The 12508-nt window shown below is 41.8% G+C and carries 11 protein-coding genes; 3 read left to right on the top strand and 8 right to left on the bottom strand.

Annotated features, from left to right (window positions below; translation table 11 throughout):
• A partial coding sequence (locus SPD53_RS09545) for a sensor histidine kinase (protein WP_336252388.1) occupies positions 1-1108 on the bottom strand: 1108 nt, incomplete at its 3' end.
• Complete coding sequence (locus tag SPD53_RS09540) at positions 1105-1797, bottom strand: response regulator transcription factor (protein ID WP_336252387.1); 693 nt, start codon at positions 1795-1797, stop codon at positions 1105-1107. The genes SPD53_RS09545 and SPD53_RS09540, both read right to left, overlap by 4 nt.
• A gap of 101 nt (positions 1798-1898) precedes the next feature.
• Between SPD53_RS09540 and SPD53_RS09535 the strand changes: the two genes are divergently transcribed.
• Positions 1899-2528, top strand: a complete 630-nt coding sequence (locus SPD53_RS09535) for a VOC family protein (RefSeq protein WP_336252386.1) — start codon at positions 1899-1901, stop codon at positions 2526-2528.
• A gap of 277 nt (positions 2529-2805) precedes the next feature.
• Here the strand turns inward: SPD53_RS09535 and SPD53_RS09530 are convergent, their stop codons facing one another.
• From SPD53_RS09530 to SPD53_RS09520, 3 genes are all read right to left on the bottom strand, one after another.
• Complete coding sequence (locus tag SPD53_RS09530) at positions 2806-3126, bottom strand: thioredoxin family protein (protein ID WP_336252385.1); 321 nt, start codon at positions 3124-3126, stop codon at positions 2806-2808.
• Positions 3127-3174: 48 nt separating this feature from the next.
• On the bottom strand, positions 3175-3987 hold the full coding sequence (locus tag SPD53_RS09525; protein ID WP_336252384.1) for a DUF368 domain-containing protein: 813 nt from the start codon (positions 3985-3987) through the stop codon (positions 3175-3177).
• Positions 3988-4099: 112 nt separating this feature from the next.
• Positions 4100-5254 carry a CapA family protein gene (locus SPD53_RS09520; RefSeq protein WP_336252383.1) on the bottom strand — a complete coding sequence of 385 codons (1155 nt, stop codon included), beginning with the start codon at positions 5252-5254 and terminating at the stop codon, positions 4100-4102.
• Positions 5255-5653: 399 nt separating this feature from the next.
• Between SPD53_RS09520 and SPD53_RS09515 the strand changes: the two genes are divergently transcribed.
• Positions 5654-5839, top strand: coding sequence for a hypothetical protein (locus SPD53_RS09515; protein WP_188857222.1), 186 nt, complete (start codon positions 5654-5656; stop codon positions 5837-5839).
• Positions 5840-6534: 695 nt separating this feature from the next.
• On the opposite strand, the gene typA is transcribed toward SPD53_RS09515, so the two are convergent.
• From typA to SPD53_RS09500, 3 genes are all read right to left on the bottom strand, one after another.
• Entirely contained in the window at positions 6535-8349 is a 1815-nt protein-coding gene (gene typA, locus SPD53_RS09510; RefSeq protein WP_156856014.1) for a translational GTPase TypA, read from the bottom strand.
• 328 nt (positions 8350-8677) lie between these two features.
• Positions 8678-10036, bottom strand: a complete 1359-nt coding sequence (locus SPD53_RS09505; RefSeq protein ID WP_188857133.1) for a sensor histidine kinase — start codon at positions 10034-10036, stop codon at positions 8678-8680.
• A gap of 3 nt (positions 10037-10039) precedes the next feature.
• A complete protein-coding gene (locus tag SPD53_RS09500; RefSeq protein ID WP_336252382.1) occupies positions 10040-10726 on the bottom strand; it encodes a response regulator transcription factor in 687 nt (228 codons plus the stop codon).
• Positions 10727-11072: 346 nt separating this feature from the next.
• On the opposite strand from SPD53_RS09500, the gene SPD53_RS09495 reads away from it, so the two are divergent.
• The gene (locus SPD53_RS09495) at positions 11073-12419 is read left to right on the top strand and encodes a S1C family serine protease (RefSeq protein ID WP_188857135.1); all 1347 of its coding nucleotides are present in this window, start codon (positions 11073-11075) and stop codon (positions 12417-12419) included.
• The last annotated feature ends 89 nt before the right edge of the window (positions 12420-12508 follow it).

Here is a 12508-nt window from a genome sequence, read left to right as displayed (position 1 = left end):
TATAAGTAAACAGACTTACTGTAATTTTATCTTCACTGTATTTCAAGGCATTTTCAATTAAAATATAAATAATTTGTTCGAGCTGCCCAGCATTCCCTAAAACATGTATCGTTTCGGTATTTTTATGAAATTCGATTTCCCTATTATAAGCCTGCTTGAATGTTGTAATCGAATGCTCGATTAGTTGAACAAGTTCGACACGTTCGTGGACAACATTTTCTTTATTTTTCGCCAAAGATAAAAGTTGCTCCACTAGCCGTTTCATCCGGTCGGCTTCCGAATCAATTACTTCAATTGATTCGTCCAGTAGTTCAGGGTTGTCCTTCCCTCTTCTTGCAAGCAGCTGAGCGTAACTCTTCACAATCTGTATCGGAGTTTTCAATTCATGGGAAGCGTTGGATACAAAGTCTTCCTGTCTTTCGTAGTTATCCTTTAGCTGATCAATCATTTCATTGAAGGTAACTTCCATTTCATAGACCTCATCCTTGGAACGGTCTCTGTGATCGATCTTCTCCCATTTCCGCTCCTTAATGTTCGTTTTCATCGTCCGTGTCAGTTCTTCAATAGGATTGAGAAGGAAACGACTCAGGATATTACTACCGATAACCGTCGGGATGAGGATAACGAGTGATACGATGATAAGTACGTAAAATAAAATTCGCATCGTATTCGTAAGAGCCACTAAATTATCAGACATCTGCAGCGTGACAACACTCCCATCATGCCAAATGATCGGCTTAGTTACAACAGCGACATGGACACCGCGCTCTGGCCGTTCAATTTCATGAGTCTCCGCAGTCTGGAACGCACCTTCCAATGTCCGATAAGCCTCTCCTTTACGTTTAAATTCTATTGCTCGCTGATCACTCGAGAAAACCTTCACCATCCCATTTGCCGGTAGAAAAGCATTGATCACTTCACTCGCCTCTTCCCCGCTCGTCGTCTGTGAGAGATGCTCGATCAGAACATCAGTCTGCAAGGATAGTTCCGTTAATTGGCCATCCGTCGCATTTTTATAAAAGAGAAAATAGATGAATGTATTGACAAAGATGAGCATACTTAGAATGAGAATACTGGAAAACAAGCGGATTTTTGTCCTTAATTTCATTGTTCAAGGTCCTTTATCGTATAGCCTACCCCGCGCACTGTTTGAATAACCGCGGTCTCAAAACCTTTATCCACTTTTTGCCGCAAGTAGCGGATATAGACGTCGACAACATTTGTGTCACCGTAATAATCGAACCCCCAAACTTGTTCAATCAGCTGCTCCCTTGTCAGGACAATGTTTTTATTTTGCAATAAACAGACGAGCAGATCGAATTCCCTTGGTGTAAGATCGATTTGCACTTCGCCCCTTGAAACTTCTCGGGCGCTCGGATTCACTCTCAAATCAGCAACAGTAAGTTCCTCGTTGTTCTCCTTCTTCGCTTTCGGTCGGCGTAAAAGAACGCGGATCCGCGCTAATAATTCCTCAATCTGGAAAGGCTTCGTAATATAATCATCCGCCCCGAGGTCGAGCCCACTTACCTTATCATGAATTTCATCCCTTGCTGTAAGTAGAACGATTGGTGTTTCCTCATCAAAACGACGGACTCTCCGCAACACTTCAAGACCGCTTAATTCAGGAATCATAATATCTAACAAGACAAGATCCCAGCTCTCTTCTTCTATAAGTCGCAACGCATCTTTCCCATTATCTGCGACACCTGTTTCATAATTTTCATATTCGAGTTCGAGTTGCAGCACTCGGCTTAATTTTTGTTCATCTTCAATAATCAGGATTTTAGGTTTTGCCATATTCACACCTGCCAATTTTAAGATTAATTACTTTCTATTATACGCATAAATGCTTATCATGACGATAAGCAGAAGTTTTCATTTTACAAAGGAGGATTAGCATGCTAGCAATTGATCATCTTGTAATCGTTTCAAAGAATCCCGAAAAGGATGCCCAACAGTTTGTTGAACAGCATCATGCAATCGCTATTGAAGGTGGTAAACATGAAAAATGGGGAACATACAACTTCCTTGCTCACTTCCAAAATGAAAGTTATATCGAATGGCTCGGAATTTTCGATGAGGAACTTGCTAGGAAAAGCAATCTCCCATTAGTGAGAAATGCAGTTGATTTTCTCGATCAAGGAAGGACCGGACTCCTTACCTTTGCTTTACGGACGAGTAATCTAGACACCCAGCTGGCCTATTTTAAAGAAAATCAGATCCCGTATAGTGGTCCGTATCCAGGAATGCGGAAGAAAATTGACGGTTCAACTCTATCTTGGAGAATGCTTTTCCCTGAAAACACGGAGAATTTGCCATTTCTAATTGAATGGGGCGCAATAGAAAACAAGCCAGACGATACCGCGAAAATTAATACGCGTAATTTGAATGAGATTACCATCCCAACTGATCCATCCAAGTACGAGGATGTCTTTCAGCTGAAAGTGCGTGACGATACAATCCAATTGGAAAATGGAAGACTTCTATTTACAAACGACGAGCAGTTCAATTTTAATTTAAGTGAATAAGGAGAAGGAATCGTAATAAAGAAGCTTGCAATCAACTCAATTGTTAATCGCAAGCTTCTTTATAAATGATAAGAAAGTATAAAATAAAAATGCTTAATAACTTAGGTATCCGGGGCTAGCCACGTCCGGCTCCAGCGCCCAGCAACTAGCAAACTTCACACTCCTCCAATCGATAAGTCAACATCAACTCACTGCCGTTCGTTGTGTTTCCTTTATCTCATTCCGGAGTGCTCCAGTTTGTACGTTGCTTAACGGGCGCTTCCGCCTTTGTTTAATATTACCCTAATTGTTGTTGTAAAAATTCCGTTACTTCTTCTGGAGTCTTCGTATAAGCACTGTGCTGATGCGCTAGTTTTTCCCCATTTTGGAAAATTAGTACGCTCGGAATTCCCATTACTTCATACTTTTCAGCAATTCCTTCTATCTCATCAATATTCACTTCGTACCAGTTATAATTGTTGAACTCATCCATTACCTGGCCCGAGAACATATCAAAGCGTCTGCAGTCTGGGCACCAGTTAGCGAAGAACTTAATAATGACCGGATCTGCACTTTGTATAACTTCATCAAATCTAGCTTGCGTTGTGATTAGTTCCATCTGAATTCTCCTTTTATACCCTCTTTAAATTATTTTCTTATATTGTAACTATTTATACTCTATTCGTCCAAGGATATACGCTGTTAAAAGCCCTGTGAAAAATGTAAGAACACTAACAAAGAACATACCAACCGTTTGGGGTATTCCCGGGAAAACGACGAAAACTGAACCTGCAACAAGTCCTATTGCGGCTGCGAATGTAATAGTGAAATAGTTTCGTAAAAAATAGCCGACAATTCTGCTCATGATGACAAAACCGATCGCAATCCCAAGTCCAGTCACAATGATGATATCAAATTTTAAATTACTGACGGCAGCAATGACTGTCGGATATACACCAAGAACAAGAAGCAAGAATGAGCCACTTATCCCTGGAAGAATCATTGCCGCGCTGCCGATTATACCTGAAACAAATAGATATGCATATGTTTTCAGGGTAATATTCGTAATAATTTCCCCTTCTCCAACATTCATAAGCCCTATTGTAGCAATAATGATAACACCGACCAGCATCACACCGATATGCTGCAGACGAAATGAATTCTTCGCATCAGCTTTATAAAATAAATAAGGCAGGACGCCAAGGATCAGTCCGAGGAAGAAAAATAATGTCGGCATCGGATGGTGGATAAACAACCATTCGATCACTTTCGCAAACACGAACAACGCTGCTACCATGCCAATCCCAAGCGGAATGAGAAATCCTAAATGCTTCTTCCAGTCCTTACTAAAAAAGCCGTTAATTGCTTCAATCAACCGCTCATAAATTCCAAGTAAAAGTGCAATGGTACCGCTACTGATTCCCGGGACGACCTCTGTAGCACCCATCAATATCCCTCGATATATATTTTTCCATTCCATGCGATGAATCTCCTTAACGTATGTAAATTTAAATACATTTTACATCATACCAAAAAAAGACTTGGCATGCCTATCTTAAGTGTGACCTTTCTTGGAACAGGCCACACTTCCCTTACTTTTCTTCTATGAATCTAAGCTCTGGCATCCACTGAGACATATGCATTTTTATTTCTTCATAATGCCGATCTGCTTCTTTCAATTCCTTATTTGTTAAGGAATACATCGGTACAACCTCATAGTCTTCGAAGTCCTCATGGAATGTGACATACGTCGGCAAGAGAGTGGGTGAATGAATTTCAATACTCTCCTTTTCCTTATAAGTTGTCTTCGTCACGGTAAAGGTAAACATCCCGCCAATCCGCTTATATAACCCCTGTTGATTCGAAAGGAAATTACCTAGACTATAGATGACGAGCGTTTCATTTCCATCTTTTCCTTCCACCCATGCAGCCGGCTGTAAAACATGTGGATGATGGCCGATGACTGCATGGACACCATGGTCGGCCGCAAATTGGACGAGCTCCTTCTGTTCTTCATTTGGCATCCGCTCATATTCATTTCCAAAATGCAGGTTTAAAACGATAATATCTGCTTCAGCTTCCGCCTCAGCGATATCTTCTGCCATCTGCTCTTGATCGATGAGATTGACCAAATAAGGCTTATCCTCTGGTACTGGAATTCCATTTGTCCCGTACGTATAATTGAGGAATGCAACGGAGATCCCCTCATCCGTTTCGATTACACGCACCTTTTTTCGATCTGCTTCGTCCTTATAGGCACCAACATACATCATATCAAGATTTTCCCAATGGTTAATTGCTTGCTGAATCGCTTTTTCCCCGCGGTCAAGTGTATGATTATTTGCCAGCATGACGGCATCGACCCCGGCGTCCTTCAACGCATTACCAATTTCTTTCGGGCTATTAAATGCCGGATAGGTGGATAACCCAAGTTCTACCCCGCCGATCATCGACTCTTGGTTTGCTGTCGTAATCGTCGCCTCACTTAAATAATCTTCCACTTTTTCAAGCATCGGGGAAAAATTAAATGTGCTCCCTGTCCAAGCATCGACATAGACTGGTTCATGTAATAATACATCTCCAATAGAAGAAATCGTAATCTCCTCCACAATCACACCTGGGATTGAATCTTTGAATATCAACTCGCTTTCCATTCCGGTTACCGTTTTCCCCGTACCTGTAACTTTTATCGTCATATTACATGCGCTAAGCAAACTAACCAGACATAGAATAAGTCCAACTATCATACAATCTTTTATTCTCAAACTTCTCTTCTCCATTCATTTTTTATCACGCATTAACGGTCTGTAATACCCCACCTCTAAAGAACAAGAGGGAAGCCCCACATGTGAAGGTGGGGATATACAGTCCGTAAATCCCTGATTCGGTTCAACTAACATTCAGTGAGGAAGGTAAGGATACCCCTACTGAATGAAGTTTCACTTTATTAAGCATATGACTGAACAACTATTATTTTACTGCTTATAGGCTATTTGCTCAATAGAAGGGAGGAAAATAAAATATCAATAAATTTTAGCTTCATAATGATAAACTGGATGGAATTGGATATAGTATAATAAGAGGAGACATTTCGGTTTATGATGTGCGGATTATTAACAAAGGGATTATCTAATGGGGGAATCGTGGTGAAACGATATTTATCTGGAATTTTAATTGTAGCAAGTGTTCTCATCATTATTATTGGCAATATGTTGGACCGATACTGGAGTGGCATTGCAGCATGGGGAGTTGCCATCATCTTACTTATTTTCGCCGCCTATTTTACAAAACACATCCCGAATGATAAAAAGAAAAAGCCGAAAGAGCAGTGAAGGGATGCTCGGTGAAGTAGTTTTAATCCTGTTAAAAATTCATCCTTGAAAATAGGGTGGTTTTTTTATGCCCGGAAGATAGAAAACGGTGGAGTTGGAGTAGGGAGTTAGAGGAGCCCCGAGTTCACAGAGGATCTGCTCAGGTTCATAGATAAAAAACTCTGAGTTCACGGGAGAATAGTTCATGTTAATAATGAAAATGCTCTAATTCACAATTGGGTATGCAGTGCAGTCTCTAAAACTCCAGTAAATTCTGAAGTTAATAAAAGAATCGAAGTTCCAAATAAATCTCTGAAGTTCACGAGGAAATTCCAGAATTTCACAATATACTGGATTACTTGCTCTGACCCCAGTGTCCCTGCTCTTAAACTGGGACAGTTGCTCTGACCCCAATGTTCCTGCTCTTAAACTGGGACAGTTGCTCTGACCCCAGTGTCCCTGCTCTTAAACTGGGACAGTTGCTCTGACCCCAGTGTCCCTGCTCTTAAACTGGGACAGTTGCTCTGACCCCAGTGTCCCCACTCTTAAACTGGGACAGTTACTCTGACCCCAATGTCCCTGCTCTTAAACTGGGACAGTTGCTCTGACCCCAATGTCCCTGTTCAAAAAGAGACAGGGTGAGGTATTTCTTCATCCTGTCTCTTGAATCTAACTGCCCATGAATTAATATGTTCGGGTTGTGTCGGGAGTTTTATTTATTTTTTCGCTGCTTTTTCTCTTTCGGATTTATTTAAGATTTTTTTCCGGAGGCGGATGGATTCTGGGGTAACTTCGCAATATTCGTCATCATTCAAGTATTGCAATGCTTCCTCCAATGACATCTTTCTCGTTTTTCGGATATTTGCTGTTTGATCTTTTGTTGATGCGCGCATATTCGTCAAATGCTTTTCTTTTGTAATATTTACGGTCAAATCATTATCCCGGTTATGCTCGCCGATAATCATACCAGCATATACTTCCTGTCCTGGTTCAGCGAAAATAGTACCACGGTCTTCCAAATGTAAAATACTATAAGTGGAAACTTTACCATTTTCCAGTGCAACTAGTACACCTTCGCGTCTTCCACCAACATTACCTTTAATAACTGGTTCAAAGGCTTCGAATGTATGATTCAAAATTCCATAACCACTCGTCTGGGACATGAATTCAGTCGTATACCCAAGCAGACCCCTTGATGGCACTTTAAATTCAATACGAACTTGGCCATCTCCATAGTTCACCATATCGAGCATTTCCCCTTTACGCTCTCCTAGGGACTCCATCACCGTTCCTGTATATGCTTCTGGAACATCAATTTGCACACGTTCCACCGGCTCGCAATCTACACCATCTATTTCTTTAATAATTACTTCTGGTTTCGAAAGCTGGAGTTCAAAGCCTTCTCTTCGCATGTTCTCAATCAGGATCGACAAGTGCAGTTCACCGCGTCCAGAAACTATCCAAGCGTCCGGCGTATCAGTCGGATCAACACGCAGACTTACATCTGTTTCAAGTTCCTTCATGAGCCGTTCTTCAATTTTTCTAGCGGTAATATATTTTCCTTCTTTACCGGCAAACGGGCTATTATTCACAAGAAACGTCATTTGCAGTGTCGGTTCATCGATTCGTAACCATGGCAGGGCCTCCGGATGATCTTTCGGGCAGACCGTTTCCCCGATATTAATATCTTCTAATCCAGAAACAGCTACAATCTCACCGGCACTTGCTTCTTCAATTTCAATCCGTTTTAAACCGAGAAAACCGAACAGCTTGGAAATCCGATATGACTTGTTCGTTCCGTCCTGTTTCATTAGAACGACTTGCTGACCGACATGGATTTTCCCTCTAGCAACCCGACCGACACCAATTCTTCCGACATAATCATTGTAATCAAGCAATGTCACTTGGAATTGTAATGGCTCATCGGAGTTATCAATAGGGGCAGGGATATGTTTCATAATCGTCTCGAAAATTGGATCCATCGTTTCCTCTTGTTGATCCGGTTCAAGACCTGACGTACCATTTAAAGCTGATGCATAGACGACAGGGAATTCCAATTGCTCATCATCCGCTCCTAGCTCAATAAACAAGTCAAGCACTTCATCGATTACTTCTTCCGGTCGTGCGTTAGGTCTGTCGACTTTGTTCACGACGACCATTGGCCGCAGTTTTTGTTCGAGTGCTTTTTTGAGCACGAAACGGGTCTGAGGCATCGTTCCCTCGTAAGCATCAACGACAAGTGCTACCCCGTCCACCATTTTCATAATCCGCTCGACTTCTCCACCGAAGTCCGCGTGACCTGGTGTATCGAGAATATTTATCGTTGTATCCTCATATTTAACAGCAGTATTCTTCGCTAATATTGTAATTCCACGTTCACGTTCAATATCACCTGAGTCCATTGCACGATCATCGACCTGCTCATTTTCCCGGAATGTTCCAGAGTATTTTAACAGTTGATCGACAAGCGTTGTCTTCCCGTGATCAACGTGGGCAATAATTGCAATATTACGTATATCTTTTCTTTGCATAACGTCCGCTCCTCTTTTTTAAGGGATGAATCAAGCCCTTATTATAACATATTATCGAGTTCGAGTATATTTATCGGAATTATAACGCTTTTTGCAAAGGGTTAGTGACCTAAAAAGTAAAAACAACTCCTGGAAAGGGATTCGAGTCTGTCCCTCTAAATCTCTAGGAGTCGTCTTGCCAGGAAACTGATAAGCTCGATCTATATCTTTCGGCAACAGAAAAAGGCTTCGTAAGGAACTATTCTCCCTTATCTCTACCCTTTTATAACAAAATAATACAATATTGGTCAAAAAACCCCGAGGATATCCCCGAGGTTTTGCATTTTTCTTAGCCCTGTTTCTCTCTTTTATTACTCACTACTGGCAACATAATGATAAATCTCGCTCCTTCTAAATCCGGCGAGCGGTCGACACTGATCTTGCCGTCCGATTGTTCAATAATTGCCCGGGCAATAGCAAGGCCAAGTCCGCTTTCGCCACTTTTCCCTTTAATGAAACGGTGAAAAATATGTGGAATTAAGTCTTCTGCAACACCGTCTCCGTCATCTTCTACTGTAATCATGAGTTGCTTATGCTCGGTATATGCATGGATACGTATCCGGCTCTTCGCATGGCGGATTGCATTGACGACAATATTGGAAAGGGCGCGCAGCATTTTCTCCTCATCTGCATAAATCTGAATATCCTCTTTAACTTGTTTGTCCACTCTGATATTATTTTCCGTTAACATTGGGAAGAGCCGATCAATGACTGCATCAATTAAAACATCCCCAGACAGCATGATGGGCTCGTACGTTTTCTCTGTATCAAGCTTGGCGAGCAGAATCATTTCATTAATAATGACTTTCAGCCGCTTCACTTCCTCAACCATCAGCTCTAGTCCCTTATCTTTTTCTTCTCCTTCAAACACACCGTCTTTAATCCCTTCCGCATAGCCTTGAATTGTCATGAGCGGTGTTTTCAATTCATGACTCGCATTCTGGAAAAATACTTGCTGGGAACTCATATAACGTTGTAGTTCATTCGCCATTTCAAACACACTTTGTTCCACTTCTTTAATTTCCCCTGTTGCCTTAATCCGCTCGACATCATCGAACTGACGCTTCTCAATCTTCTTCAATTGCCGCTGGAGAAGTGTTAGTGGTGTTACAAGTGTATTTGTTAAATAATAACTTAGCCAAATTGCGAGCAAAGCACCAATAAGAAAGATGAGAAATAACCTCTTGATGAAGTTTCGCTGAATCTCATGTAGGTCAGTCATCGGTGTCAATAAAATTAATTCGAGGCCGAGAGCGTCCGGGTTAAAAAGGATGCGGGATGTGACAAAACGGTCATTGCCAAGTTGCCACATCGTCTCTTTCGTGTTGGCAAAGTTATTTTCCTGGAAAAATCCAGCAACGACCGAATTGGGCATCGTGGAGAACAATACGGTATCCATATTCCGGTCATAAAGGAACAATTGAAGCTCCTGGTCATTTAAAAATTGATTAAATTCATGGATATCCTTTGTCGTTCCGTACTGCTCGGTTAAAAAATTTGCAAGCAGTTCACCGGTTTCCTCCAGCTGTCTCTGCTCATCCTGCACAAGAATATCTAATATTAAAGAGTAAATGAGATAGCCGGTCACCGTTAAGACGACGATAAGCAGCCCAGTAAATGCTAGGGTTAATTGTGAGCGTAGTTTCATCGCTTATTCCTCATCTTTTCGCAATCGATATCCATAGCCCCATACGGTTTCAAGTGGGATATCCGGTATTTTTTTACGGATCCGTTTCACAAGATCATCCACCGCCCGGTCACTTCCGAAATAATCATTGCCCCAAATGTTTAGGAGTAATTCTTCCCTTGAAAAAGCCCGGTTCGGATTTTGCGCGAATAAGAGCAGCATATCGTACTCTTTTGTCGTTACCTCAAATTCGTCACCAGCCCAGAATATCCTCCGTTCATCAAGGTAAATCAGTAACTCCCCTACCTTCATCCGCTCAAGAGGCTGTTGCTCCATTTGCCTGCCGAGGCTCGTTCGTTTAAATAGCCGCTTTACACGGGCAACAAGCTCCCTAGGACTAAAAGGCTTTGTAAGATAATCATCCCCACCAAGCTCAAGACCAAGAATCTTATCGATTTCATCATCTTTTGCAGAGATGATGATGATTGGTACTTCACTTTCCATGCGGATTCGCTTACAGAATTCATAGCCATCCATCCCTGGAAGCATAATATCAAGAATCCACATATCAGGCGGATTCGTTTGCCACACTTCCCAGCCCTCTTCCCCAGTTGACATGATGATGACATCATAGCCTTCTTTCTTGAGGTAGGCACGCACAATACTTTGGATATTTTTATCATCTTCTACTACACCAATTGTGTAACTCATTTCTTGTCACCTTTTCATTCGTTTTACTTATCTTCATTTTCACATAGAATGTATTAAAATTATACTAAAAAGCTGTCAAAAATCATCTTCCACATTTTTTCCACAATTACGCCTAAGCTTTCCCTTTTCTAATGGGTATAATAAGAAATGTAAGGAAGTGGTTGACACCATCTACTCCTTAGAACTTCCCCTTTTATTTGATATATTTGGAAGCCGCAATCACATCCCTATTGCGGTCTTCCTATGTAGAGTTGCTGAGGTCAAGATTTCTTTTCAGCAGCTCTCTCTTTTCTTTTACTTATATTCATAATAATTGATAGAATACTTAATAGAAAGGGTGATTTTGATGAATTTTGAAGACAAAAGACCAAATCATTCACAGGAGAGCGGCGAATATAAGCAGCCTTCAAACGAATCTCCGGACACAGAAAATGTTCTAGAAGAGCAAGAATATGAAGATGTAAGTGACAATGAGCAAACTTCTACCCCGGCGCAAGCTCCATTAGATGGGAAGAACGGGAAAAAGAATAAAAAATGGAGCGGCTGGAGCGCACTTGCCGGCGGACTAATCGGTGGGGCAGTTGCAGCAGTGATTGTCGCAATGTTGTTTGTAAACAATATTATCCCACTGGACGGTAACACACAAACGAGCCCGGTGACGGAAAATCAAAGCAGTGAAGCGGCAGCAATCATCGATACTTTTTCCTCTGAAGACGCGGATAGCTCAACAAACATCCAGGAAGTATCCGATGCAGTAGTTGGAGTCGTTAATTTGCAACAACGAAGCATTTGGGATGGCGATGAAGAAGCTGGAACCGGATCTGGAATTATTTATAAAAAAGAAGATGGAAAAGCATATATCGTAACGAACCAACATGTTGTTGACGGTGCAGAAAATGTGGAAATTGTACTTGGTGATGAGGAACGGATTCCAGCGACTGTGCTTGGCGAGGATGCATTGATGGATCTTGCTGTACTTGAGGTCGACGGCGAATTAATCGATACTGTTGCGACATTCGGTACGTCGGAAAACCTTGCCGTTGGTGAAACCGTGCTTGCAATCGGCAACCCGCTCGGATTAGATTTTGCCAATACGGTAACGAAAGGAATTATTAGCGGTCTAAATCGTTCGGTTCCAGTTGATACGAATGGTGACGGACAACCGGACTGGGTAACAGAAGTGTTACAGACAGATGCTGCCATCAACCCAGGTAATAGTGGTGGGGCTCTAGTTAATACAAACGGTGAAGTGGTTGGGATCAATTCGATGAAAATTGCTCAAAGTGCCGTTGAGGGAATTGGTTTTGCCATACCAGCTGATACTGCTTTACCGATTATGGAACAACTGGAAACGGAAGGAACAGTCACAAGACCACTGATCGGGATCAGTACAGCTGCTTTATACCAAGTACCACCGGAATATCGCGGGAACATTGATCTTCCCGATGATGTAGAAGGTGGCATGGTGATTGCTAGTGTCGAACCCCGTTCCCCAGCTGATAAAGCCGGTTTACAGCAGTTCGATGTAATTACGAAGATCAACGACGAACCAGTAACTTCAATTCTTGAACTGCGGAAGTATTTATACTCTGATACAGCAGTAGGTGAAGAGATAAAAATCGAATTTATCCGCGATGGCAAAGTAGAGACGACAGAGCTTGTGCTACAAGAGCTCGATGAAAATGCTGCATAATTAATTAAGACATAAGACCGCCTCGGTTTCGAGTGCGGTCTCTTTTTGTGATGTTTGTGTTACGATGTTGGGGACGTGTTGATAGCGAA

This window comes from Oceanobacillus sp. MO10714A (assembly GCF_037072045.1).
Taxonomy (GTDB): domain Bacteria; phylum Bacillota; class Bacilli; order Bacillales; family Amphibacillaceae; genus Oceanobacillus; species Oceanobacillus indicireducens.
Note: the sequence above shows the minus strand (reverse complement) of the source record. Positions and strands in the feature narration are given on the sequence as shown.